Origin of the sequence: Streptomyces sp. AgN23 (genome assembly GCF_001598115.1) — a bacterium.
Taxonomy (GTDB): domain Bacteria; phylum Actinomycetota; class Actinomycetes; order Streptomycetales; family Streptomycetaceae; genus Streptomyces; species Streptomyces antimycoticus.
On the sequence record NZ_CP007153.1, the window covers coordinates 4,818,467 to 4,843,043 of the forward strand.

Annotated in this window: 18 protein-coding genes and 1 riboswitch; of the genes, 8 read left to right on the plus strand and 10 right to left on the minus strand. The window is 72.8% G+C overall.

Annotated elements, in window-relative coordinates:
* Positions 1-61: 61 nt before the first annotated feature.
* Genes AS97_RS20710 through AS97_RS20720 form a run of 3 tightly spaced genes read right to left on the minus strand, consistent with a single transcriptional unit; the run spans position 62 to position 5,027 of the window.
* The gene (locus AS97_RS20710; protein ID WP_247204444.1) at positions 62-1,372 is read right to left on the minus strand and encodes a VWA domain-containing protein; all 1,311 of its coding nucleotides are present in this window, start codon (positions 1,370-1,372) and stop codon (positions 62-64) included.
* Positions 1,369-3,888: a DUF5682 family protein gene (locus tag AS97_RS20715; protein ID WP_210565424.1), complete on the minus strand. Its 2,520-nt coding sequence runs from the start codon at positions 3,886-3,888 to the stop codon at positions 1,369-1,371. Before AS97_RS20715 ends, AS97_RS20710 begins: the two co-directional genes overlap by 4 nt.
* On the minus strand, positions 3,885-5,027 hold the full coding sequence (locus AS97_RS20720; protein ID WP_086710440.1) for an AAA family ATPase: 1,143 nt from the start codon (positions 5,025-5,027) through the stop codon (positions 3,885-3,887). Before AS97_RS20720 ends, AS97_RS20715 begins: the two co-directional genes overlap by 4 nt.
* Positions 5,028-5,176: 149 nt before the next feature.
* On the opposite strand from AS97_RS20720, the gene AS97_RS20725 reads away from it, so the two are divergent.
* Positions 5,177-6,625, plus strand: a complete 1,449-nt coding sequence (locus AS97_RS20725; protein ID WP_210565425.1) for an SWIM zinc finger family protein — start codon at positions 5,177-5,179, stop codon at positions 6,623-6,625.
* Positions 6,622-8,325, plus strand: coding sequence for a DUF5691 domain-containing protein (locus AS97_RS20730; RefSeq protein WP_210565426.1), 1,704 nt, complete (start codon positions 6,622-6,624; stop codon positions 8,323-8,325). Before AS97_RS20725 ends, AS97_RS20730 begins: the two co-directional genes overlap by 4 nt.
* A 252-nt stretch (positions 8,326-8,577) precedes the next feature.
* On the opposite strand, the gene AS97_RS20735 is transcribed toward AS97_RS20730, so the two are convergent.
* Positions 8,578-8,988: a cobalamin B12-binding domain-containing protein gene (locus AS97_RS20735; RefSeq protein WP_093462587.1), complete on the minus strand. Its 411-nt coding sequence runs from the start codon at positions 8,986-8,988 to the stop codon at positions 8,578-8,580.
* 516 nt (positions 8,989-9,504) lie between these two features.
* Between AS97_RS20735 and AS97_RS20740 the strand changes: the two genes are divergently transcribed.
* Together AS97_RS20740 and AS97_RS20745 are read left to right on the plus strand one after the other, a co-directional pair.
* The gene (locus tag AS97_RS20740) at positions 9,505-10,299 is read left to right on the plus strand and encodes an alpha/beta fold hydrolase (RefSeq protein WP_210565427.1); all 795 of its coding nucleotides are present in this window, start codon (positions 9,505-9,507) and stop codon (positions 10,297-10,299) included.
* 231 nt (positions 10,300-10,530) lie between these two features.
* Complete coding sequence (locus AS97_RS20745) at positions 10,531-12,297, plus strand: M23 family metallopeptidase (RefSeq protein WP_210565428.1); 1,767 nt, start codon at positions 10,531-10,533, stop codon at positions 12,295-12,297.
* 97 nt (positions 12,298-12,394) lie between these two features.
* Here the strand turns inward: AS97_RS20745 and pcrA are convergent, their stop codons facing one another.
* A complete protein-coding gene (gene pcrA, locus AS97_RS20750) occupies positions 12,395-14,896 on the minus strand; it encodes a DNA helicase PcrA (RefSeq protein WP_059143583.1) in 2,502 nt (833 codons plus the stop codon).
* 158 nt (positions 14,897-15,054) lie between these two features.
* Positions 15,055-15,240: riboswitch (cyclic di-AMP (ydaO/yuaA leader) on the plus strand.
* A 7-nt stretch (positions 15,241-15,247) separates the two neighbouring features.
* Here pcrA and AS97_RS20755 point away from each other — a divergent pair.
* The gene (locus AS97_RS20755; protein WP_125761201.1) at positions 15,248-16,405 is read left to right on the plus strand and encodes a C40 family peptidase; all 1,158 of its coding nucleotides are present in this window, start codon (positions 15,248-15,250) and stop codon (positions 16,403-16,405) included.
* An 82-nt stretch (positions 16,406-16,487) separates the two neighbouring features.
* Here AS97_RS20755 and AS97_RS20760 read toward each other — a convergent pair whose 3' ends face one another.
* Together AS97_RS20760 and AS97_RS20765 are read right to left on the minus strand one after the other, a co-directional pair.
* Positions 16,488-17,189 carry a L,D-transpeptidase gene (locus tag AS97_RS20760; protein ID WP_236669922.1) on the minus strand — a complete coding sequence of 234 codons (702 nt, stop codon included), beginning with the start codon at positions 17,187-17,189 and terminating at the stop codon, positions 16,488-16,490.
* A gap of 199 nt (positions 17,190-17,388) precedes the next feature.
* Positions 17,389-17,742, minus strand: a complete 354-nt coding sequence (locus AS97_RS20765) for a hypothetical protein (RefSeq protein ID WP_059143586.1) — start codon at positions 17,740-17,742, stop codon at positions 17,389-17,391.
* 334 nt (positions 17,743-18,076) lie between these two features.
* Between AS97_RS20765 and AS97_RS20770 the strand changes: the two genes are divergently transcribed.
* Both AS97_RS20770 and AS97_RS20775 read left to right on the plus strand, forming a co-directional pair.
* A complete protein-coding gene (locus tag AS97_RS20770; protein WP_210565429.1) occupies positions 18,077-19,105 on the plus strand; it encodes a C40 family peptidase in 1,029 nt (342 codons plus the stop codon).
* Between the two features lie 217 nt (positions 19,106-19,322).
* A complete protein-coding gene (locus tag AS97_RS20775) occupies positions 19,323-20,297 on the plus strand; it encodes an SDR family NAD(P)-dependent oxidoreductase (RefSeq protein ID WP_210565430.1) in 975 nt (324 codons plus the stop codon).
* 59 nt (positions 20,298-20,356) lie between these two features.
* On the opposite strand, the gene AS97_RS20780 is transcribed toward AS97_RS20775, so the two are convergent.
* Positions 20,357-21,166, minus strand: a complete 810-nt coding sequence (locus AS97_RS20780; protein WP_125761892.1) for a glucose 1-dehydrogenase — start codon at positions 21,164-21,166, stop codon at positions 20,357-20,359.
* 87 nt (positions 21,167-21,253) lie between these two features.
* On the opposite strand from AS97_RS20780, the gene AS97_RS20785 reads away from it, so the two are divergent.
* A complete protein-coding gene (locus AS97_RS20785) occupies positions 21,254-22,105 on the plus strand; it encodes a helix-turn-helix transcriptional regulator (RefSeq protein WP_059143590.1) in 852 nt (283 codons plus the stop codon).
* A 28-nt stretch (positions 22,106-22,133) separates the two neighbouring features.
* Here AS97_RS20785 and AS97_RS20790 read toward each other — a convergent pair whose 3' ends face one another.
* Positions 22,134-22,979 (minus strand): response regulator transcription factor, encoded by an 846-nt coding sequence (locus AS97_RS20790; RefSeq protein WP_210565431.1) that lies wholly within the window; start codon positions 22,977-22,979, stop codon positions 22,134-22,136.
* A gap of 110 nt (positions 22,980-23,089) precedes the next feature.
* A complete protein-coding gene (locus tag AS97_RS20795) occupies positions 23,090-24,367 on the minus strand; it encodes an ATP-binding protein (protein ID WP_059143592.1) in 1,278 nt (425 codons plus the stop codon).
* Between the last annotated feature and the right edge of the window lie 210 nt (positions 24,368-24,577).

Here is a 24,577-nt window from a genome sequence, read left to right on the forward strand (position 1 = left end):
CATGTCCTGGGCGACGGGATTGATCCTTGCACGACCCACAGGGGTCGGCGCAAGCCCTGGATCACTGATGGATCATCATGTCCGGTATGGGCAGTTGGCGTCGTTCGATGGCCGCCGCCATCACCTCCGGGAAGAGATCGGGGGTGCAGGCGAAGGCGGGCGCGCCCAGCGCGGCGAGTGCCGCCGCGTGCTCGCGGTCGTAACTCGGCGCCCCCTCGTCGGACAGCGCGAGCAGCGTCACGAACTGCACCCCGGACGCCTTCATCGCGGCGACCCGCCCCAGCATCTCCTCGCGTATACCGCCCTCGTAGAGGTCGCTGATGAGGACGACGACGGTGTCGGCGGGCCTGGTGATCTTCGACTGGCAGTAGGCCAGCGCGCGGTTGATGTCGGTGCCGCCGCCGAGTTGGGTGCCGAAGAGGACGTCCACCGGATCGTCGAGCTCATCGGTCAGATCGACCACGGAGGTGTCGAAGACGACCAGCCGGGTGGCGAGAGAACGCATCGAGGCGAGCACGGCGCCGAAGACCGAGGCGTAGACCACGGACGCGGCCATCGACCCCGATTGGTCGACGCACAGCACCACGTCCTTCTTCACCCCGCGCGCCGCCCGTCCGTATCCGATGAGCCGCTCGGGGACGACCGTACGGTGCTCGGGCAGGTAGTTCTTGAGGTTGGCCCGGATCGTGCGGTCCCAGTCGATGTCCCGGTGGCGCGGGCGGCTGATCCGGGTGGAGCGGTCGAGCGCTCCGGTGAGGGTGGCGCGGGTGCGGGCGGCCAGCCGCTTCTCCAGATCCTCGACGACCTTACGGACGACGGCCCGAGCGGTGTTCTTGGTCGTCTCCGGCATCGCCTTGTTGAGGGACAGCAAGGTGCCCACGAGGTGGACGTCCGCTTCCACGGCCTCCAGCATCTCCGGCTCCAGCAGCAGGGCGGAGAGCCCCAGCCGGTCGATGGCGTCGCGCTGCATGACCTGGACGACGGAGGTGGGGAAGTACGTACGGATGTCGCCGAGCCAGCGGGCCACTTGGGGGGCGGAGCCGCCGAGCCCGCCGGAGCGCGCACCGCTCGCCGTGCCCTGAGGGCCGCCACCGCGCCCGGCGACCGTGCCCCCGCCGCCATGGCCGTCACCGCCTCCGGAGCCGTAGAGGGCCTCGAGGGTGCGGTCCATGGCGGTGTCGGTCCCGTTGAGCGAGCAGCCGGTGCCGTCGGCGCCCTGGCCGCCGAGCACCAGCCGCCAGCGCCGCAGCCGTTCCTGATCGCCTTGGCCGCGACCGGGGTTGTGGTCGTGGCCGTAGTCATGGCCGGCGTCGCCGTGAAGGCCGGGCTCGCCGTGAGGGTTGCCGTCGCCGCGAGGGTCGCCGTGTGTCATCGGGCTGCCTCCATGGGGTCGTAACCGTGCGGGTCCGGGTCGAGACCCAGGAGCAGGCGCACCGTCGGGACGACGGCCGCCGCGCGGTGCGGGTCCAGCCCGGGGCCGAAGCCGGGTGCGGCGGGGGCGCCTTGACCGCCGGAGTGCCCCTCGGCCGCGGGGCCCCGGCGGACCAGCTCGCCCAGGGTGCGGCGCACGCCCGTGTCATACGCGGAGAAGGTGCGCCGCAGCAGGGGCAGGACGTCGGTGAACGCCTCGGCCGGAACGGAGATCAGCCAGCGGTCGACCAGGCCGAGCAGCCGCTCGTCGTGGACGAGCAGCATGCCGCCGCCCGCACCGCCGCCGATGAACCCCTCGATCCAGGAGGCCGCTTCGGGCGGCTCGGTGCCGGGCGAGAGCGCGAGCCCCATCAGCCGGGCCGCCTCGTCCTCGGCGAGCCGGGCGTCGTCCAGCAGCAGCCGCGCGGCGCGGCCCCGGATCAGCCCGGGGGTGGCGGGGGTGCCGTCCCGCCCGGCGAGGGAGCGCAGCATGGCCGCCCAGCGCCCCCGCAGGCCGCCGGCGGCGCCGGATCCGGCCGCGCGCGGCTGCGGCCGCGCCTCTGCCGCTGGCCAGGTCTCCGGTTCTGCCCCGGTCCCTGCCTCTGGCTGTGTCCCGGTCTCCGGCCCCGACTCCGACAGCAGTCCGATCGCCCGGTGCACGGCCTCCATATGGCCGCGCATCTCGGCGGCGCCATCGGCGTCGAGGCCGACGCAGGCGGGCGGCAGCCCGACCAGGATCCGCTCGGCCAGCCCCACCGCGACCTCGCCGAGCGCGGCGGTGTCGGTGCCCCGTACGTCCCCGTAACGCACCGAGCGCACCAAAGCGGGCAGGGCCTGGGCGAGATGGCCGACGTCCGCGTCGAGCGCGGCCCGGTCGGCGAGCGAGCGCATCACGACGGGAAGGGCCCCGGAGAGCGCGCCGAGCAGACAGCGCTCGGCCAGCTCGGTCACCTCGGCGAGCCCCTTGGCACTCCGGGCCTCGGTCTCCGCCTTGGCGGTGGCCGCCGACAGCACCGTGGTGCCCCACACCCCGGCCTCGGCGACCCGCACCGACAGCTCCGGCTCCCACCGCAGCCGCCAGGTCTCCCGGAAGGTGCCGGTGCTGCCGCGGGAGACGGCCGGGCTGCCCCAGTCCACCCCGAGCAGCCGCAGCCGGTGCAGCAGGCGACTGCGCCCGGCGTCGGTCTCCTTGCGCAGGTCCAGCTCCAGTTCGCGCTCCAGCGCCTCGGGCTTGAGCCGCAGCGAGCGCTGGGTGCGCGTCAGGTCGCGCTGGAGCGGCGCCGCCGGAGCCGACTCGGGCACTTCGCCCAGGACATCGCCGACCACCAGCCGGTCCCACACCAGCGCCATCGGCACATCGGAGCCCTCGCACAGCACCGCCCTTACGGCGTCGAGGGTCTCGGCGAGCCCGGCGAGCGGACGTCCGCGCATGGCGGCCAGCGTTTCGGCGAGCCTTACGGCCTCGATGACATGGGCCGAGGACACCGCGAAGTCCTCGGCCCGCAGCAGCCCGGCGACCTTGGTGAGCCAGCGCTCAACGGGCCGGTCCGGGGCGTGGAAGAGATGGTCGTACCAGCCCGGCGAGGTGATGCCCGCCCCGTAGCCGCTGTGCCGGGCCAGCCGCCTGTGCGTCCACGGCACCCAGCTGATCTCGGCCTTGACCTTGGGCAGCCCCTTGAGGAGCTTCCGGTCGGCGGTCGCGGTAGTCCGCTCCCCCAGCGCCGGTACGTGCCAGGCCCCGCAGACGACGGCGACCTCGTCCCCGAACTCCCGCCGCGCCTCGCGCAGCCGCAGCCGCATATGGGCCTCGCGCACCGCGTCGTCCTCGTGTCCGCCGTGACCGTACTCGGCGCGCAGCGCCTCCATGGCCTCCGCCACGGCCGTGAACGCCTCCGCGCCGCCGGTGCCGCGGTGCTCGATGACGTCTTCCCACCAGCGCTCCGGATCGTCGTATCCGGCCGTCCCGGCGAGAACGGACAGCGGATCGACGCGCAGCCGCTCGGCGGAGCCGGCGCCCGGAGCGGCCTGTTCGCCCGGGTCCACCGGTTCGAGCGGGGTGGCCGGGCCGGGCAGAGCGGCCGGGTCGGACGGCCCGGCCGGAGCGGGCGCGGCCGCCGGGGTCTGCTTCGCCGACATGGCCAGCGAGTTGGCCGCCGGGAGGTCGATGAACCGTACGGGGACCTCGTGGGCCAGCGCCCACTGGATGGCCGCCCACTCCGGGGAGAACCCGGCCAGCGGCCAGAATCCGGCGCGCCCCGGGTCGTCCGCGGCATGGGCGAGCAGCGCGACGGGCGGACGCATGTCCTTCTCGGCGGCGAGCCGCACGATCGCGTCCGCCTCCGGAGGCCCCTCGATCAGCACCGCACGCGGTGCGCACGCCGCCAGCGCCGCCCGCACCGCCCGCGCCGACCCGGGCCCGTGATGGCGCACGCCCAGCAGCAGCGGACCGGCGGCCCGCGCCCGCGGGGCGCCCGTCATGCGGTCACCTCTCGGCACGAGCGGTAGAAGTCCTTCCAGCCGTCGCGCTCGCGAACCACCGTCTCCAGGTACTCCTGCCAGATGACGCGGTCGGCCGCCGGGTCGCGGACGACCGCGCCCAGGATGCCCGCGGCCACATCGCCCGCCCTCAGCACACCGTCGCCGAAGTGGGCGGCGAGGGCGAGGCCGCCCGTGACCACGGAGATGGCTTCGGCCGTGGACAGCGTGCCCGAGGGCGACTTGAGCTTCGTACGGCCGTCGCCGGTCACTCCCTCGCGCAGCTCGCGGAAGACCGTGACCACCCGGCGGATCTCCTCGACGCCCTCCGGGAGCTCCGGGAGCTCCAGCGAGCGGCCGATCTGGGCGACGCGGCGGGAGACGATGTCGACCTCGTCCTCCGGGGTCGCGGGCAGCGGGAGCACGACCGTGTTGAAGCGGCGGCGCAGGGCGCTGGAGAGTTCGTTGACCCCGCGGTCGCGGTCGTTGGCGGTCGCGATCAGGTTGAAACCGCGGACCGCCTGGGCCTCTTCCCCCAGCTCCGGGATCGGCAGCGTCTTCTCGGACAGGATGGTGATCAGCGTGTCCTGCACATCGGCCGGGATGCGGGTCAGCTCCTCCACGCGCGCGGTCATGCCCTCCGCCATCGCGCGCATCACCGGGCTCGGCACGAGCGCGTCGCGGCTCGGGCCGTGGGCGAGGAGCTGGGCGTAGTTCCACCCGTACCGGATGGCCTCCTCGGGCGTCCCGGCGGTGCCCTGGACCAGCAGGGTCGAGTCACCGCTGACCGCGGCCGCCAGATGCTCCGAGACCCATGTCTTGGCGGTGCCGGGCACGCCAAGCAACAGCAGGGCGCGGTCGGTCGCGAGGGTGGTGACGGCGACCTCGACGATGCGGCGCGGGCCCACGTACTTGGGTGTGATCACGGTGCCGTCGGGCAGCGTGCCGCCGAGCAGATAGGTGGCGACCGCCCACGGCGACAGCCGCCACCGCGCGGGGCGCGGACGGTCGTCGGCGGCGGCGAGCGCGCTCAGCTCGTCGGCGAAGGCGACCTCCGCGTGTGGACGCAGCGCTTCCGCGGCTCCGGCGGCCTCGGTGGGCCCTGCCGCTGCGCTGCTGTCGGTGGATTCGGTTCCGGGCACAGTGACGGTCACAGCTCCCCCACGACTTGTTTCCTCGTTCCGTTTCCGGACGTGTGAACCACCCTGCACCACCCCACTGACAACTGGGTACCGGTCAACTAACGCCCAGGTCAGGGCGATTGTCAGTGGGTGCCCGTACCGTCGCAGACATGAATCCGCAGGGGGAACGCTGGACGGCGGAACAGGTGCTGGCCCTGGCTCCTGACGCCACGTCACGCACGGCGGGCGGCAGGCTCGCCGCGGCCGGCCAATGGTCGGGCGCGGGCGCGCACGGCCAGGCGGTGTGGGGGCTGTGCTCGGGCAGCGGCAGCAAGCCGTACCAAACGGTCGTCGATCTGAACGGGCCCGGATATCGGTGCAGTTGCCCGAGCCGGAAGTTCCCGTGCAAGCACGCGCTGGGCCTGCTGCTGCTGTGGGCGTCCGGCGAGGGGGGCGTGCCCGGGGGCGGGGCGCCGCCGGAGTGGGCCGAGCAGTGGCTCGGCGACCGGCGGGAGCGGGCCGAGAAGCTCGCCGCCTCGGCCCGGGATGGGGGCCCGGGCCGCGGCGGCGGGACGGGGGACGGCGCGGGGAGAGGGGAGAAAGGGGAGAGCGGAGGCACGGCCGATCCGGAGGCGGCCCGCCGCCGCGCCGAGCGGCGGGCCCAGCGCATCGCCGCGGGCGCCACGGAGTTGGAGCGGCGGCTCGCCGATCTGCTCCGCGACGGTCTGGCCTCCGCCGACCGCGCCGGGTACGGGGCGTGGGACGAGACGGCCGCGCGGATGGTCGACGCCCAGGCTCCGGGGCTCGAGGCGCGAGTGCGGGAGCTGGCCGCGATTCCGTCGTCCGGTCCCGGGTGGCCCGCCCGGCTGCTGGAGGAGTGCGCGCTGGCCCACCTCCTCAACCAGGGCTTCCTCCACCTGGACCGCCTCCCGGAGAAGCTGGCCGCCACGACGCGCACCCGCGTGGGCCTCACGACGCCGGTGTCCGAGCTGCTGGCGACCGGGGAGCCGATCCGGGACCGCTGGCTGGTGCTGGGCCGCCAGGACGGCACGGACGGCAGGCTGACCACCCGCAGGATCTGGCTGCGGGGCGAGCGCACACACCGCATGGCGCTGCTGCTCTCCTTCAGCGCCCCCGGCCAGTCCCCGGAGCTCGCCCTGCCCACCGGCCTGGTCCTCGACGCCGACCTCACGTATTACCCGGCGGCCCGGCCCCTGCGCGCCGCGATCGGCACCCGGCACGAGGAGTTGCCGCACGCCTCGTCTTCCTCGGCGCCTTCGGCCCCCGAGGGGTGCGATGTCGACACCGCGCTCGCGGCCTATGGGGCGGCGCTCGGGGAGGATCCGTGGCTGGACGGCTGGCCGGTCGTGCTCGCCCATGTGGTGCCGGTCCCGGGGGACGGCGGATGGCAGCTGGCGGATGAGCGGAGCGGCTCGGCGCTGCCCGTCGATCCGCGCTGCGCGGGGCGCACCGATCTATGGCAGCTGATGGCCATATCCGGCGGTGGCCCGGTCACCGTCTTCGGCGAGTGCGGCCATCGCGGCTTCTCGCCCCTCACGGCCTGGGACCCGATCCCCGTCTCGCTCCTCGACACGGCAGCGCAGGGAGGCATCCGTTGACCACTACGACCCCCGCCGCGTCCTGGGACGACCTCGTCGCGGCCGCGCTGCTCGGCACCGAGCGGCGCACCTCGCCCGTCGCGCCGCGCCCCGGGCAGGACGTGCCGTCCGCCCTGCTGGACGCCGCCGCGCTCAGCACCGTACGGCGGCGGGCCGGGCTGCGGCCCGCGCCCGCCCGGCCGGGGCCCGGCCGGGCGCCCGAGGATCCGCGTCCGGCGCTGCCCACGGCCGCCCGCAGCAGGCTGGCGATGCTGCTCGCCGACCGCTCGGCGCCGGGGCGCGGCGGACCGCGCTCCGCGCCCGATCTCGCCGAGCTGCTGCCGCAGTGGCTCGCCCTGGCCAATCACCACGGCTATCGCGTGCCCGACGCGCTGCTCCCGGCGCTTCTCGACGCGGCCCGTGCCCGCACCGATCTGCGGCCCGAGGCACTGACGCTCGGCGGACCGCGCGCGCTGTGGCTGGCCCGGCTCAACCCGGACTGGAAGTTCGCGCTGCGGGGCACGGCGGGCCGGGCTCCCACAGCGCTCCCGGAGGTGTCGGGGACGGCCCCCGGCCCGGAGGATGAACAGCGGCTGTGGGAGGAAGGGTTGTTCGCCGAGCGGGTGTCGATGCTGGCGGCGGCGCGCCACCGCGACCCGGCGGCGGGGCTGGCCCTGCTCAGCGGCACCTGGTCGACCGAGCGGGCAGAGGACCGGCTGATGTTCCTGGACTCGCTGCGCGACGACCTCTCGCCGTCCGATGAGCCATTCCTCGAACAGGCGCTGTCCGACCGCAGCCGGAACGTCCGGGCGACCGCCGCCGAGTTGCTCTCCGCGCTCCCCGGCTCCGCGCTCGCCGCGCGCATGGCCGAGCGGTCGCGGGGCTGCGTCTCGCTGACCAGCGACGAGGTGATCGGCGGTGAACTGACCGGCGGTGAGCTGACCGGTGAGCTTGCCACCGGCGAGCCGGCCACCGACAAGGTGACCGCCGCCGAATGGATAACCGTCCGGCCGCCCGACGAGTGCGACAGCGGAATGCAGCGCGACGGCATCGTGCCCAAGCCACCCTCCGGCCGGGGGGAACGGTCGTGGTGGCTGGGCCAGTTGGTGGAGGCGACCCCGCTGGACCGCTGGAGCGCGTGGTTCGGCGGACGCGGTGCCGCCGAGATCGTGGCACTGCCCGTGGCGGACGGCTGGCAGGCGGATCTGCACGCGGCCTGGTGCCGGGCCGCGGTGCGGCAGCGCAGTGCGGAGTGGTCCCGGGCGCTGCTCGGCACCCCGGCGGTGGCGCCGGTCACCGCCGGGGAGGCGGCGCCCGCCGCCTGGCGGGACCCGGCGAAGCTGCTGTCCGCGCTGCCCGCCCAGGAGCGGGCGGAGTGGGTGGCCGAGTTCATCGCGTCCCACGGCCTGTCCGATGCCTTCCGGCTGCTCGGGGTGTGCACGGTGCCCTGGGCCGGGTCGCTGGGCCGGGCCGTCGTCGACGCGCTGGACATCGCACGGGACGCGGGCAGCTACCCGTGGAGCTTCAGCGGGGTCATGGGCCTGGCCGAGCGCTGTCTGGACCCGACGCAGGCGGATCGGCTCGAGGTGCTGACGGCGATACCGGACGAGTCGGAGGGGGCGGCGCCGGGGGCAGGGGGCTATTGGGCGGAGGCGTTCCAGCGGCTGGTGGGCACGCTCCGGCTGAGGGCGGCCATGCAAGCCGAGCTCGAACCGGGGTAACCCGCGAAGCGAGCCCGGGGGCCCGCGGATGCCCTGACCTCCGGTCGTGCGCGGGGCCCTGCCGTGCCCGAGCCGGTAATGCTCCGTGGCCCACGTGCGCGCCATGGCCGAAGGTGCTCCGGGATCCGGCGCCGTCCAGGGATCCAGTCGGGCTCCGGCGCCTCCCATCGGGCTCCGGACCGGTCGTACTGCGACCCCAGCCGGGCCCCGGGACCCGCTCCTGCCTCCGAGGGTGGGGCGGCGCCGGTCGAACTAGGCGGCTACCGGGCGGACGTTCTCGCGTACCCACTCCACGATGGCCGTCGTCGTCGCGCCCGGGGTGAAGATCTCCGCGACGCCCTGCTGCTTGAGCGGGGGAATGTCCGCCTCGGGGATGATCCCGCCGCCGAAGACCTTGATGTCCTCCGCCTCGCGCTCCCGCAGCAGCTCCAGCACCTTGGCGAACAGGGTCATATGGGCACCGGACAGGATGGAGAGCCCGATCGCGTCGGCGTCCTCCTGGATCGCGGTGTCGACGATCTGCTCGGGGGTCTGGTGGAGCCCGGTGTAGATGACCTCCATGCCCGCGTCGCGCAGCGCCCGCGCGATCACCTTCGCCCCGCGGTCATGGCCGTCCAGCCCCGGCTTGGCCACCACCACACGGATCGGACCGGTCACACCCATCGCAGCCTCCAAGCCCTCGAGCCCTTCGAGCCCTCGCCCGCATCGACGTGAACGAACGTTATCTCCAGCATCCCCTACCCGGCAGTTTCGCGGCGCGCCGCGAGGGGGAAATCACACGTGGGACACGTTCACTGAAGGCCGCACCCGTACCCGCATCCGCATCCGCGCAGGCCGTGCATCCACCGCGCGGATGCCGCATACGCTTCGGGCCGGCCACACCAGGGGAGCCGCAGCGGGGACCGTCGCACCGCGCAGCGCCGTCGAGAGCCGCATGGCGCCGCGGTGCGACGGGCGGTCCTGCGTCATGCGGTCACAGCGCCCTTCCCCGTGCGGTGCCGGAGGACATCGGGCCACCGCACGGCCGAAGTCGCCGTGGCTCACGCCCTGACCGACGCCCTGACCAGGACTCAGGACCAGGACTCAGGACCACGGCCGAAGCGACCGGCTGCCCATGAGGGCACACGGGGGGAGCCTCCAGCCGCCTCCTGTGCGCCGCATCGCGGGAGGTCGGCCGCCATGGGCCTCGTACAGATCCGGCAGCTCCGGGCCATCGCCCTCGACCTGGGGCTGCTCGCCGGGCATCTGCTGCTCTACCCGACCGGACTGCGCCAGGAGCGCCCGCCCGCTCCGCCACCATCCGGCGCGGCGGCGCGCCCGCCCACGGACGGCCGGGCCCACCGACCCGTCCTGCTTCTGCACGGCTTCATCGACAACCGGTCCGTCTTCGTACCGCTGCGCCGCTCGCTCGGCCGCCACGGCCGGCCGCACATCGAGGCGCTCAACTACTCGCCGCTCCTGTGCGACCTGCGCACCGCCGCCGCGCTGCTCGGCCGCCATGTCGAGGAGGTCTGCGCGCGCACGGGCCATGGTCAGGTGGACGTCATCGGGCACAGCCTGGGTGGTCTGATCGCCCGTTACTACGTCCAGCGTCTGGGCGGGGATGCCCGCGTCCACACCCTGGTGACGCTCGGCACCCCGCACAGCGGCACCCGTATCGCGCCCTTGTTGTCCGCACATCCACTCGTGCGCCAGATGTGCCCGGACTCCGAGGTGATAACGGAGTTGCGGCAGCCTGCCCCTGATTGCCATACGCGATTCATCGCTTTCTGGAGCGATGTGGATCAGTTGATGATCCCGGCGGAGACGGCCCGGATAGACCATCCGGATGTGATCTCGCAGAACATCCGCGTCAACGGAATCGGACATCTCGCCCTGGCGGTGCATTCCTCAGTAGCCGTACGGATCCGCGAGGCCCTGGACGCTCCCGACGAGGCGCCGGCGGACGCCTCCGGCACGGTCTCGGTGGCGTGAGACGCGGGACCGCCACACGGCGGCACAAAGCCCCTCGCGGTAGTTCAGCGGGCCCGAAATTGCCGAACGCCAATCGAACACCCGGCCAAGGAACTGCGTACAGTCAGCCGAAAGACGGCCAAATGCCCTTTGCCGTGCTGGTCAAAAGTCACGGAAGATTGTCGCTGCCGCGTACCGCCGGGTACAGTCGCCGCTAATTCTCCTGCAGCCGAGGCGAAAGAGAAGTTGGTGGTGAACGACCGTCACCCGTCGGGGGTTCCTCCGACCGTCCCCGCTCCTGACGCCTCGTATCCGTACGACGAGGCCCACGGTCAGCGACAGGACACAGCGCACGGCTACGCCGGGTACGACGGCTATTCCACCGGCAGCTTCGCCCACCTGGCCACGGCCTACGGTGACGGCGACCCGCTCTTCGGCACGCTCCCGGGCGCCTACGACGACGCGCAGGGCGCCCACAGCGGTCAGTACGACGCCTCGCAGTGGGCCGCGGTCGACCAGCAGCAGACCGAGTCGTACGAGACGGGCCACTACAACACGGCCCACTACGACACCACTCAGTACGACTCGGGCTCCTACGACACCACCGCGAGGTGGGCAGCCACCGGCTATCACCTGCCGACCGGTATCCCCGCCCAGCAGGACGCCGAAACCGGCGCCCAGTGGGACATCGGCGCCTGGGACACGGGCGCCACCGGCCACACCGAGATGCCGGGCCAGTGGGACCAGGGCGCGGGGTACGAGGCCGAGGCGTACACCTCGGGCGTGGACACCGGCCAGACCCAATTCTGGGACACCACCGCCTACGGGACCGTGGACGAGGGGCAGCACTACGACCACTCGGGGCTGACCCAGCCGGGGCTCGACCACTCGGGCTTCGACCAGCAGGGGCTGGACCACCACCCCGGGCTCGGCCAGGAAGGGTTCGACCAGCACCAGCCCGAGCACGAGGCGAACAGCTTCGAGCAGACGGCCGTGTTCGAGCCCAACTCCTTCGACCAGACCGGCGCCTTCGAGCAGTCGAACGCCTACGAGGCCAACGCCTTCGAGCAGACCGCCGCGTTCGACGAGACGGCCGTGTTCGAGCAGGCCGCCGTCGCGGAGCAGACTGGCGGATCCGAGCACACCGCCGTCTTCGATCCGATCCACGAGCCCGACCAGTCGGACGCTCCGGCCCCCGAAGCGGAACCTGAACCCGAGGCGGCGGCCGTGCGGGAATCCGCCCCCTCCCCCCGCCGGGAGGCGAGCCGCGGCCGCCGCCGTACCCCCTCGCCCCGTCCCAAGCGCTCCGCGCTCCTTACCGTCGCCGTCCCCTCCGTCTGCGCCCTGGGCGTCACCGCCGTGGCCGCCGCCTCGGTCAGCGGCGTGGGCAGCGACAAGAAGGACGAGTCCACCACTCAGGCCGCCCCCGACACCGCGGCGGCCCCCGTGAAGCCCTCCGTGGCCAACAGCAAGCTGGACTCCCAGCTCGCCGGGGTCCGGGAGGGCGCCGACGACTTCCGCGACCGCGCCAGCCGCACCCAGGAGCGGATCGACCTCCAGGCGCGCCAGGCCGCCGAGAAGAAGCGCAAGGCCGCCGAGGCGGCGCGCAAGGAGGCGCTGCGCCCGAAGTTCGCGCTGCCCGTCGCGCAGCACGGTCTGAGCGCCATGTTCGGCCAGGCCGGTATCAACTGGATGTCCGTGCACACCGGCATCGACTTCCCGGTGAGCTACGGGACGCCCGTGATGGCCGCCACCGACGGCACCGTGACGACGCAGTGGAACGACGCCTACGGCAACATGGTCGTCCTGACCAGCCCGGACGGCACGGAGACCTGGTACTGCCACCTCAGCAGCGCCAAGATCCGCTCCGGCACCGTCAAGGCCGGGGAGACCATCGCGTACTCCGGGAACTCCGGTAACTCCACCGGCCCGCATCTGCACTTCGAGGTCCACCCCGGCGGTGGCTCGGCCATCGACCCGCTGCCCTGGATGCGCGGAAAGGGCCTCGACCCGACCTGACCGGCTCCGGGCCCGGCCCCATCCCCGATCCGGATCCTGACCGCTGTAGCGCGCCACCGGCGCGCTACAGCCTCAGCGCTTCGGCCGGCCGCACGGGCTACAGCTTCTCCACCGGTGCGTACCGCAGCAGCAGCCGCTTCGGCTTCTCCTCGCCGAAGTCGATCGTCGCCTCCGCGTTGTCCCCGCTGCCCTTCACCGCCACCACCGTGCCGAGCCCGAACGAGTCATGGGTGACCCGGTCGCCGATGGCCAGCGCGACCACCGGACGCTCCTTGGCCCGCCGGGTCGCGAACCCGCTGCCCCCGGTGCGCGAACGCGACGACGACAGACCGGACGACAGCCCCGACGGCGGGGTCGAGGCGACGCTGCCCATGGACGCCGAGGGGGTGGCGGGCCCGGTGCGCCGCCACCGCACATACTGGTCCGGGATCTCCTCCAGGAAGCGGGACGGCGGGTTGTACGCGGGCTGGCCCCAGGCGCTGCGCATGGTCGAGCGGGTCAGATAGAGCCGCTCACGGGCCCGGGTGATGCCCACATAGGCCAGCCGCCGCTCCTCCTCCAGCTCCTTGGTCTGGCCGAGCGCCCGCATATGCGGGAAGACGCCGTCCTCCATGCCGCTGAGGAAGACGACCGGGAACTCCAGGCCCTTCGCCGTGTGCAGCGTCATCAGCGTGATCACGCCGGAGCCGTCGGTGTCCTCGTCGGGGATCTGGTCGGAGTCGGCGACGAGCGCGACCTGCTCCAGGAAGTCCGCGAGGGTGCCGGGGTTCTCCTCGCCGCGGTCCTGCTCGAACTCCAGGGCCACGGCCGCGAGCTCCTGCAGGTTCTCGATCCGGGTCTCGTCCTGCGGGTCGGTGGACGCCTGGAGCTCGGCCAGATAGCCGGTGCGCTCCAGCACCGCCTCCAGGACGGTCGCCGGGCCCGCCCCGGACTCCACGATGGTGTGCAGCTCCTCCATGAGCGTGTTGAACCGCTTGACGGCGTTGGCCGAGCGGGCCGCCATGCCGTACGCGTCGTCGACCCGGCGCAGCGCCTGCGGGAAGGTGATCTTCTCGCGCAGCGCCAGCGCGTCGATCATGGCCTCGGCCCGCTCCCCGATGCCGCGCTTGGGCACGTTCAGAATCCGGCGGAGCGGGACGGAGTCCTCGGGATTGGCCAGCACCCGCAGATACGCGAGGACGTCCCGGACCTCCTTGCGCTCGTAGAAGCGCACGCCGCCGACGACCTTGTACGGCAGCCCGACCCGGATGAAGATCTCTTCGAAGACACGGGACTGGGCGTTGGTCCGGTAGAAGACCGCCACGTCACCGGCCTTGGCGTCGCCCGCGTCGGTCAGCCGGTCGATCTCGTCGGCGACGAACTGGGCCTCGTCGTGCTCGGTGTCGGCCACATAGCCGGTGATCTCGGTCCCGGCGCCGGCCTCGGTCCACAGGTTCTTCGGGCGGCGGTTCTCATTGCGCTCGATGACCGCGTTGGCCGCGCTCAGGATGGTCTGGGTGGAGCGGTAGTTCTGCTCGAGGAGGATCGTGCGCGCGGTGGGGTAGTCCTCCTCGAACTGGAGGATGTTGCGGATCGTGGCGCCCCGGAAGGCGTAGATCGACTGGTCGGCGTCGCCCACCACGCACAGCTCGGCGGCCGTGGTCTCCTCGGTGTCCGTGCCCACCAGCTCGCGCACGAGGGTGTACTGCGCGTGGTTGGTGTCCTGGTACTCGTCCACCAGGACGTGCCGGAAGCGACGGCGGTAGTGCTCGGCGACATCCGGGAACGCCTGGAGCAGATTGACCGTGGTCATGATGATGTCGTCGAAGTCCAGTGCGTTGGCCTCGCGCAGCCTCGCCTGGTACATCGCATACGCCTCGGCCAGGGTCTTCTCGAAGCCTCCCCCGGACTCCGTCCGGGAGGTGCCCCCTGTCGCCTGTCCGGCGAAGGTCTCCTCGTCGATCAGCTCGTTCTTCAGGTTGGAGATCTTGGCGCTGAAGGACTTCGGCGGGAACCGCTTGGGGTCGAGATCCAGGTCCCGGCAGACCAGCGACATCAGCCGCTTGGAGTCGGCGGCGTCGTAGATCGAGAACGATGAGGTGAATCCGAGCTTCTTGGACTCGCGGCGCAGGATGCGGACGCAGGCGCTGTGGAAGGTGGAGACCCACATGGCGTTCGCCCGCGGGCCGACCAGCTCCTCCACCCGCTCCTTCATCTCGCCCGCCGCCTTGTTGGTGAAGGTGATGGCGAGGATCTGGCCGGGGTGCGTCCCGCGGGCGCCGAGCAGATAGGCGATGCGGTGGGTGAGCACCCGGGTCTTGCCGGAGCCGGCGCCCGCGACGATCAGCAGCGGCGAGCCGGTGTGCTCCACGGCGGCTCTCTGCTGCTCGTTCAGCCCCTCGAGCAGGGCGGACGGGTCCACGACGGGCCGCGCCGCGCCGTCCCGGTAGTGGGCCTCCCGGGGCACGGGCGCGTCGAAGCCGCCGCTGAAGAGGTGATGCGGCACGTCCTCGGCCCCCTCGGGGCCGGGGTGCGCCGCATCCTCGGGCGGCGGCGGTGGCTCCTCGTTCGAAGGAGGCCCGAGGTCCGCCAGGAAGCTGTCGTCAAAAAGGCTGCTCATCGCTCCCCGAGTCTAGGCCGCCCCACTGACAGCCGATGCCCGAACATCACGAAACGGTTTCGGGCAAAACGGCCACCAGTCTTCACAGGAGCCCCACGTGTTGGCTACCGTCCTGCGTCAGGCGGCCCGGAAGATCCGTCGGCGAACCACGTCGGCACGGGCTGCCTCCGCCGAGTCCGGCACCGCCACAAGGCGCCCGGAGCCGGGGACCCGACAACGCAACACCGGGGTGAATCGGCCCGAACGGCGTGGCACGCAGGTGCCGCCCGGACACGGCCGTAGGGCAACCTTCCGTACCGCCCGAACCCGACAGCTAACCCGGTAGGCGGTCCACGGAAGGAGTCGCCTCCCTTGGCGTCGCACCGCAAGCCGCGGAGCCGGATACCGGCCCCGCTCACCGGTCACGGCCGCCGTACGGCCGTCGGGTTCACCACGGCCGCTCTCGCATCCGTCACCCTCCTCTCCCAGACGGCCAACGCCGCGCCGGGCGACCCCAAGCCGGCCGCCCCGTCGATCGAGAAGGTCAAGGAGAAGGTCGACACCCTCTACCACCAGGCGGAGAGCGCCACCCAGCGCTACAACGCCGCGAAGGAGCGGGCCGATCAGCAGCGGGGCAAGGTCGACAAGCTGCTGGACTCCGTCGCCGAGCGCACCGAGAAGCTCAACGAGGCGCGGCGCACGCTCGGCGCCTACGCCGCCGCCCAGTACCGGGACGGCGGAATGGCCCGCTCCGCCGCGACCCTGCTGTTCTCCAACGATCCGCAGGACGTCTTCGACCAGTCACATCTGATCGACCGGCTGACCGGTCGGCAGAAGCAGGCCGTCGACGACTTCCAGAAGCAGCAGGCGAGCGCCGCCAAGGAGCGCGGTAAGGCCAGCGAGAGCCTCGCCTCGCTGACCGCGTCGCAGAAGCAGCTGAAGACCCAGAAGAAGACCGTCCAGGACAAGCTGACCGAGGCCCGGCGGCTGCTGGCGAATCTGACCGCCGAGGAGAAGGCGCGACTGGCGGCGATCGAGAAGAAGAAGGCGGAAGAGGCCCGCCGCAAGGCGGCCGCGCTCGCCGAGAAGCAGCGCCAGGAGGCCGCGCGCAAGAAGCAGCAGGAGCAGCAGAACGCAGACGGCGACTCCGGTTCGACGACGCCCTCGGCCCCGGCCAACAGCTCCAAGGCGGCCCAGGCCATCGCCTTCGCGAAGTCGCAGCTCGGCAAGCCGTATGTCTGGGGCGCGACCGGCCCCAGCTCCTTCGACTGCTCAGGGCTGACGCAGGCGGCGTGGAAGACGGCCGGGATCTCGCTGCCGCGCACCACCTGGGACCAGGTGAAGGCCGGTACGCGCGTCTCGACGTCCGAACTCCAGCCGGGCGATCTGGTCTTCTTCTACGACGACATCAGCCATGTCGGCCTCTACATCGGCGACGGGATGATGATCCACGCGCCGAAGCCGGGCGATGTGGTGAAGAAGGCGCCGATCACCGAGATGCCGATCTACGGGAGCGTGCGGCCCGCGTAGGGCGCGGGGGGCCCTGCGGGCCCCTGGTATGCCGCTGCCCGGGGCCGGGGCCCCGGGCAGCGGCACCCGTCACCTCATCGGCTCAGGTGCCGGGCTTGCGCCCGTAGACGTACACGTCGTCGCCGTTCTTCAGCAGGCTCCAGTACTTCTTGGCCTCGCCCGTGCGCATATTGACGCAGCCGTGGGAGCCGGGCGGGGACCATACGCTCCCGGCGATCGAGTGGAACGCCTGACCGCCGTCGAAGAACTGGCTGTAGGGCATGGCGACCTTGTAGAGCGTCGACCAGTGGTCGATGTTCCGCCAGTAGATCTTCTTCAGCCCCGTGCGGGTCTCGAAGCCGTTCCGCCCGGACCGCACCGGCACCGGTCCGTAGACCAGACGCGAGCCGTCCTGGATCCAGCTGAGCTGCCGGGTGAGGTCGACGCAGGCGATGCGGCCCTTGTCGGTCGGGCACTTCTTCGCCGCGTTCGGGTTGTGTCCGGCGGCCTTCTGGGTGTTGATCAGGCTCATCACGCCCCAGGTGATCGGGCCCGCGTAGCCGATCGTCGGGCTGATGCCGTGGTTGACCTGGAACTTCTGGATCGCGAGACAGTCCGCCCGCGACTGCCGCCCGTCCACGGGGCGGCCCAGGAACCGCTCGGCCTGCCTCTGGTACGGCCCCACGCTGGTCGTACACGATGACGCGGCCATGGTCGCCGGTGTCACCGATCCGGCCGACCTGCCCAGCGGCCGTGCCTGGGCCTGCGCCGGACCGGCGACGGCGACCGCCAGCGGCACCGTCATCCCTGCCAGCCCCAGCACGAGGCCCGCGCGCCGGCCACGCCCACCGTGCCTGCTTCTGACTGCCCCCACTGCCCCCATGGCCACTCCTCTCGACTGCCTCGCTCTTTATCAAGACAGCTCGCGAGTGCAAACGGTTGCCTCAGGATCGCGTCGAAAAGGTGTCGGAATTGTCTGGCGATCACCTCAGATGATCAGCTCGTCAGGTCCACAGCACGGCGATGAAAATGTTTGCCGTTGTCAAGGCGCCCACCGCGCCGAAGGCGGCAGACTCTACCTTCTCCTCGTCGCGCTTCACGTACACCAGGCCGAGGACCACGATCAGCAGCGCCAGCTTCACACCGATCTTGATGTTGTTGACGCCGTTGTCGTCGGCCTGATTGAGCCCGACCAGCGCCGCGCCGGTCACCAGCATGGTCAGCGCGCCGTGCAGCATCGCCGGGGTCATCCGGGCCATGCCCGCGCCCATCGCCTTGAGCTGTGAGAAGAAGCCGCCGAGCAGCGCGCCGATGCCGACGATATGCAGGCCGACGAACACGTGAATGAGTACGTCCATGACTCCGGAGACTAACCGCGCGCATATCATCACCCGGCACTCGGGTGGGCCCCTATCGACACTTCGGTCACGACCGCCCCACACTCCCGACCACCCCACTCGCCGGGCGATCAGCCGCCGTCACGGGAGCGACGAAATCCGTGCACTCCCGTTCAACCCCCCGCACGACCCCCGGTTTTCGGCCTAACTTCCTCCTCCAGGTGGCAGTTCGCCTCCCGTCAACCGAGGGTCCCCGCCTCACGGCGGACTGCCACCTGTCCGTCCGCTCCCCACGAGGGTCCAGGATCAGCGGAATATCCTGGAATGCCCAAGAAAGACCAGGTGAACCGCCGCAGTGGCGTCGCACAGGAAGCCCAAGCAGCGCTCGCTCACCAGCAGCACCGCCCGCGCGGCCGCGCTCCTCGCCCTCACCGGCGCCGCGTCCGCCACCCTCCTCGACGGCACCGGGGTCGCCGAGAACCGCCTCACCCCCGCGCAGGTGAAGGCGAAGGTCGATGAGTACCAGCGGCAGGCCGAGGAGGCCACCGAGCGGTACAACGGCGCGAAGGACAAGGCCGACCAGGCCCGTGAGGCGCTGGACGCGCTGCGCGACCAGGCCGCCCGCCGCACCACCCGGCTCAACACCGCACGCAACGCCCTCGGCGCCTTCGCCACCGCCCAGTACCGCTCGGGGACGATCGCCCCGGCCCTCCAGCTCGCCCTGTCCTCCTCCCCCGGCCAGTACCTTCAGCGCGCCTCGCTCGCCGAGCGCGCGGGGAGCCGCCAGGCCGCACTGATCGCCTCCGTCGGCCGTCAGGAGCGGAAATTACGCCAGGTCCGCGGCGAGGCGGCCGACCGCCTCGCCGCTCTGCGCGCCTCCCAGACGGCGGCCGCCCACCACAAGCGGACCGTCCAGCAAAGACTCGCCGCCGCCGATCGCCTCCTCGACCGGCTGACCCTCGCGCAGCGGCAGCGCCTGCTGGCGGCGCGGGACGGCGACAAGGCCCATGCCGACGGCACCGGCTCCCCCATCACGGGCCGTGCCGCCCGCGCCGTCTCCTACGCCTACGCGGCCCTCGGCAAGCCGTACGTCTGGGGCGCCACCGGCCCCCACGGCTATGACTGCTCAGGGCTCACACAGGCCGCCTGGCGCGCCGCCGGGGTCGCCCTGCCCCGCACCACCTACACCCAGATCAACGCCGGCCGCCGCGTCACACGCGATCAACTGGCCCCGGGCGACCTGGTCTTCTTCTACTCCGGCGTCAGCCATGTGGGCCTCTACATCGGCGACGGCCGCATCATCCACGCCCCGCGCCCGGGCGCCCCCGTCCGGGTGGCCTCCGTCGCCGACATGCCCTTCGCGGGAGCGGCCCGCCCGGCGTAGCCGTCCCACCGGTGCAGCCGTCCCACCGGTGCAGCCATCCCAGGCCGGACTTGTCGGCGGGAGGGTGGCGGCTGACGGGGGCCTGTCGACGAGTGCCGCCGTTGGACGGCGCTCTGTCGGTGGGGCGTCGGTCGCTGCCGTAAGGCTGGCATGTGGCCGCGACAGCCACATTCGGTCACCGGCCCGCCGCCCCTCACGAACGCCAGGAGCCCCCCGTATGCCTTCCGCCGCCGCCTCCGAAGCCCCGTCCGAAGCCCCGTCCGTGCCATGGGATGTCCATCGGCTGCCGCGTGCCGACGGAAAGACCTTTCTGGTGACCGGCGGCAACGCGGGGATCGGGTACTTCGTCGCCGAACAGCTCGCCAGTACGGGAGCCACCGTCGTCCTGGGCAGTCGGGACGCGGACAAGGCGGACACCGCCGCGACCTCGATCCGCTCCCGGGTCCCCGACGCCCGGGTGCGCCATATCCGGCTGGACCTCGCCGACCTCGCCTCGCTCAAAGCCTCCGCGGAAGCGCTGCGTTCGGACCGTCTGGACGCGGTCGTCCACAACGCCGGGGTGAAGTTCGACCAGCCGGACCGCCGTGAGACCGGGGACGGCCATGAGGCGATGTTCGGGATCAACCACCTCGGGCACTTCGCGCTGACCCACTGGCTGGCACCGCTGCTGGCGGCCGCGTCCGAGTGCCGGGTCGTCACCACGGGCAGCTTCGCGGCCACCTCCGAGCGGCTGGACCTGGACGACCTCTCAAGCACCCGGGACTACCGGCCGGACCGCACCTATGGACGGTCGAAACTGGCCCAGATGCTCTTCGGATTCGAACTCGACCGCCGTCTGAGGACGGCCGGCAGCACAGTGCGGAGCGTGGTCACCCACCCCGGTGGCGCGCTCGACTCCCTCACCCCGCCCCGCCCGCCCCTCCACGCCCCCACGACCGGCGAAAGGCTGCGCGGGCTGCCCGCCGGAATCCTCGTGCAGGGCAAGGAGGCGGCCGCCTGGCCAGCCGTACGGGCGGTCCTCGACCCGTCCGTCACCGGCGGCCAGCTGTGGGCCCCGAGGATCTTCGGCCTCCGCGGCACCCCCCGGCTCCGGCCCGTCCGCGGTCATCTGGCGGATGCGCAGGTCGCGGCCCGCCTGTGGTCGGCGAGCCGCGACCTGACGGGGGTCGAGCCGGAGTTCGGCATCGGATGAGGCCCATCCGGGTGCGGCCCGGGCGGGCTGCCGCACCCGGCCGGGCGGTGCCGGCGGGCTCAGGCCCGGGCACCGCCGTCCACGGGGAGGACCACGCCGGTCACATACGAGGCCCGGTCGCTGAGGAGCCAGGCCGCGGCCTGGGCGATCTCGTCCGGGTCGGCGGCGCGGCGCAGCGGGGCGTGGGTGGTGATCCGCTCGACGACGCCGGGGGATTTGGCCTCCCATTCGCGGATCATCTCGGTGAGCGTGGCCCCGGGCGCGATGGCGTTGACGCGGATGCCCTCCGGGCCGTAGGTGATGGCGGCGGACTCGGTGAGGCTGTTGACGGCGCGCTTCGCGGCACCGTACGCGGGGAGTTCGGGGTTGCCACTGAGGCTGCCGACGCTGGTGTTGTTGACGATGGCGCCCGTTCCGGCGGTGGCGCGGATGGCCGCGATCTCGGCGTTCATGGCCAGCCAGGGGCCCCGGAGGTTGACCGCGTAGACGTGGTCGAAGTCGGCCTCCGGCAACTGGTCCATCGGGCCCGGCTGCTGGCCCGTCGCGCCGTTGTTGAAGGCCACGTCGAGCCGGCCGTACAGCTCCACGGCCCGGTCGACCGCGGCGCGGACGCTCGCCGCGTCGGCCAGGTCGCACACCACGTGGTCCGCGGTGCCACCGGCCGCCCGGACCTCCTCGGTGACGGCTTTCAGCTCTGCCTCCGTACGGGCCGCCAGCAGCACCCGGGCGCCCTCCCGGGCGAAGAGGCGCGCCGCGGCGGCGCCGATGCCGCGCCCGGCGCCGGTGATGAAGGCGACCTTGCCGGCCAGCAGGCCGCCGGCCGCGGCGGGGGTCGAGGGGTCGAGGGTGGTGTTCGGTGTGTTGTCCATGGTGACGAGCCTGCTGCGGGGCGCCGGAGCCCAGCCAGGCACAGGCGGTACCTGGTTGCGCCCACCGCCGCGCCGCACACTGAAGGCGTGGACAGACGAGAACTGGCGGCCTTCCTGCGCAGCCGGCGCGAGCGGATCACCCCCGCCGATGTGGGGCTGCCCGCCGGGACCCGGCGCCGCACCCCGGGGCTGCGGCGCGAGGAGGTGGCGCAGCTGGCGTTCATCTCCACCGAGTACTACACGCGGCTGGAGCAGGCCCGCGCCCCGCGTCCGTCCCGCGAGGTGCTGACCGGGCTGGCCCGGGCCCTGCGCCTGTCGGACGCCGAGCGCACCCATCTCCACCATCTCGCGGGCGCCCCGCCGGGCCCCGCGGCCGGGCCCCCGCGGGAGGTGCGGCAGAGCATCGTGGATCTGCTGCGGCGGTTGCCGAACGCGGCGGCGATCGTGGTCTCCGCGATGTACGAGGTGATCGGGTGGAACGACCTGGCCGCCGCGCTGATGGAGGACTTCTCCGCCCTCTCGCGCCGGGACCGCAACCTGGCCCGCCGCGCGTTCCTCGGCCCGCACCAGGACGAGCGGCGGCTGTACGGGGTGACGGACGCGGGGGAGTTCGCGCGGGCCACGGCCGAGAATCTGCGCGCCGCGACCGCCCGCTACTCCGACGACCCCGAGCTGACCGAGCTGGTGGCGGAGTTGCACGCCGGGAGCGAGGAGTTCGCCCGGCTGTGGGACTCCCATGACGTGTGCGCCCGGCCCACCCTGTGCAAGACGTTCCGCCATCCGCTCGTCGGGCCCGTCTCCGTCAACTGCGATGTGCTGGACATCGCCGACCGGGATCAGCGGGTCGTCATCTACACCGCCGACCCCGGCTCACCGTCCGAGGAGGCCCTGCGGCTGCTGTCGGTGATCGGCACGCAGCGCATGGAGGTGCCGGGCTGAGCGGCCGCCGTCCGCTTCCGTTTCCCGCTCAGACCAGGCGGCGGGCCGTCGCCCAGCGGGTCAGCTCATGGCGGTTGGAGAGCTGGAGCTTGCGCAGCACCGCCGAGACATGGCTCTCGACCGTCTTCACCGAGATGAACAGCTGCTTGGCGATCTCCTTGTAGGCGTAACCGCGCGCGATGAGGCGCAGCACCTCGCGCTCGCGCTGGGTGAGCCGGTCCAGGTCCTCGTCCACGGGCGGGGCGTCGGTGGAGGCGAAGGCGTCGAGGACGAAACCGGCGAGGCGCGGCGAGAAGACCGCGTCGCCCTCGGAGACCCGGAAGATCGCGTCGACGAGGTCCGTGCCGGTGATGGTCTTGGTCACATAGCCGCGGGCGCCGCCGCGGATGACCCCGATGACGTCCTCGGCGGCGTCCGAGACGGAGAGCGCGAGGAAGCGCACCGGGCGCTCCTGGTCGGCCATCAGGGAGGCGCTGCGGCGCAGCACCTCGACGCCGCCCCCGCCGGGGAGGTGGACGTCGAGCAGCACGACCTCGGGGCGGGTCGCGGTGATCACGGTCACGGCCTGGTCGACGTCGGCGGCCTCGCCGACCACCTCGACGCCGGTCCGGGCCGTCTCCCCGATCTCGGCCTGCACCCCGGTACGGAACATCCGGTGGTCGTCGACGAGGACGACGCGCACGCGGCGCGGCACGGCGGCGTCGTCGGCCCCGGCGCCTCCGGCCCCGGCCGGACCGGGCGCGGGAACGGCACCGGGCACGGGAACGGCGCCGGGCACGGGAACGCCACCCGCCGCGAAAGCTCCGCCCCCCGTGGGGACACCGCCCGCCGCGGCGGCGCCACCCGCCATGGACACGCCACCCGAGGCCCCCATGGCACGAGATCCGCCGAAGGCCGAGCTGCCCCCGAAAGCCGGGAGGCCACCTGGCGCGGCAGAGCCCCCCTCGCCGCCTCGGTTACCGGCCGGCAGGCCATTCGCGTCGGTCATGTCGTCGCCGCCCTCTCCATCTCCAGCTCCACTTCCGTGCCCCCGTCCGGCGCTGATCTCAGCCGGGCCGTGCCGCCGTTCCGCTGCATCCGGCCGATGATCGACTCGCGTACGCCCATCCGGTCCTCCGGCACCGCGTCCACGTCGAAGCCGGGGCCGCGGTCGCGCACGGAGATGAACACCGTGGCCCCCTCGACCTCGGCGAAGACCTGGACGGCCCCGCCGTCGCCACCGTACTTGGCCGCGTTGACCATCGCCTCGCGCGCCGCCTGTAGCTGCGCCCCCAGTCTCTCGTCCAGCGGGCAGTCGCCGACCACCACCACCTCGATCGGGACGCCGTGGTGGTCCTCGACCTCCGCCGCCGTCTTCTTCACCGCCTCCGCGAGGGTGTCCGGCTCCTCGGCCTCGTCCTTGCCGGTGCCCTCCGGCCGGTAGAGCCACGCGCGCAGCTCCCGCTCCTGGGCGCGGGCGAGCCGGGCCACCTCGCGGGGCTCCTCCGCGTTCCGCTGGATCAGGGTGAGGGTGTGCAGCACGGAGTCATGGACATGGGCCGCCACCTCGGCCCGCTCCTGCGCGCGGATGCGCATCAGCCGTTCCTCGGAGAGGTCCTGCGTCATCCGCACCACATACGGGCCCACCAGCAGCGCGATGCCGACGAGAACGGCCAGGGCCGCCTGCAGCACGGCCCCCAGATGCTTGGCCGAACCCTGCAGGACGACGATCCCGGACACCCCGGCCGCCACCAGCACGACCCCCGTGGCGCCACGGGCCAGGGGCAGGACCCGCTTGCTGCGGCTGAGCTCGACCCACTGGGCGCGGCGCGCGTTGTCCGCCTGGCGCCAGAAGAGGGCGACGCCCGCGCCGATGAGGAGGAGCGGCCAGATGTAGGTGTTGGCGCGGCCGAGGTGGAAGCCCTGGATGAAGACGCCCATGCCGACGCAGAGGGCGACCAGCGCGATGATCTGGCCCCGCTCCGGCCTGCGGGCCAGGATCCGGCGGCGGCCGTCGGGGCCCACGGTGGTCAGCGGGCGGGTGGTCATCGTCTCCACGCCGCCGACGCCGAGCGGGACGATGAACCAGAAGAGCGCGTAGACGAGCGCGCCGAACCCCTCCGCCATGACCAACGCGACGAAGACGATCCGCACCCACAGGACCGGAAGCCCGAGATGCCCCGCGAGCCCCCGCGCCACACCGCCGAGGAGGCGGCCTTCGGCACTGCGGTAGAGCTTGCGCGGGGGCGGCTCGGGGGTCGTAGGGGGCACGGCGGCGGTCATGGCTCGATCGTCACACGTCCGGCCGACAGTGGGCATCAGGGTCGCCCCTGATCGTTCCCCGACCCGGCGCCCGGGGTCCCTCCCCGGGTCCCCGACCCGGCGCCCGGGGTCCCTCCCCGGGGCCCCGACCCCGGCGCCCGGGGTCCCGCCCCGCGGCCCCCCTCAAGACATCCACATACACCTCATATACCCACACACATCCCCACACGC

Coding starts and splice junctions, on each gene's coding strand:
- AS97_RS20710 (WP_247204444.1), bottom strand. CDS start 1,372: ATGACACACGGCGACCCTCGCGGCGACGGCAACCCTCACGGCGAGCCC.
- AS97_RS20715 (WP_210565424.1), bottom strand. CDS start 3,888: ATGACGGGCGCCCCGCGGGCGCGGGCCGCCGGTCCGCTGCTGCTGGGC.
- AS97_RS20725 (WP_210565425.1), top strand. CDS start 5,177: ATGAATCCGCAGGGGGAACGCTGGACGGCGGAACAGGTGCTGGCCCTG.
- AS97_RS20735 (WP_093462587.1), bottom strand. CDS start 8,988: ATGGGTGTGACCGGTCCGATCCGTGTGGTGGTGGCCAAGCCGGGGCTG.
- AS97_RS20740 (WP_210565427.1), top strand. CDS start 9,505: ATGGGCCTCGTACAGATCCGGCAGCTCCGGGCCATCGCCCTCGACCTG.
- pcrA (WP_059143583.1), bottom strand. CDS start 14,896: ATGAGCAGCCTTTTTGACGACAGCTTCCTGGCGGACCTCGGGCCTCCT.
- AS97_RS20760 (WP_236669922.1), bottom strand. CDS start 17,189: ATGACGGTGCCGCTGGCGGTCGCCGTCGCCGGTCCGGCGCAGGCCCAG.
- AS97_RS20765 (WP_059143586.1), bottom strand. CDS start 17,742: ATGGACGTACTCATTCACGTGTTCGTCGGCCTGCATATCGTCGGCATC.
- AS97_RS20775 (WP_210565430.1), top strand. CDS start 19,323: ATGCCTTCCGCCGCCGCCTCCGAAGCCCCGTCCGAAGCCCCGTCCGTG.
- AS97_RS20780 (WP_125761892.1), bottom strand. CDS start 21,166: ATGGACAACACACCGAACACCACCCTCGACCCCTCGACCCCCGCCGCG.
- AS97_RS20790 (WP_210565431.1), bottom strand. CDS start 22,979: ATGGGGGCCTCGGGTGGCGTGTCCATGGCGGGTGGCGCCGCCGCGGCG.
- AS97_RS20795 (WP_059143592.1), bottom strand. CDS start 24,367: ATGACCGCCGCCGTGCCCCCTACGACCCCCGAGCCGCCCCCGCGCAAG.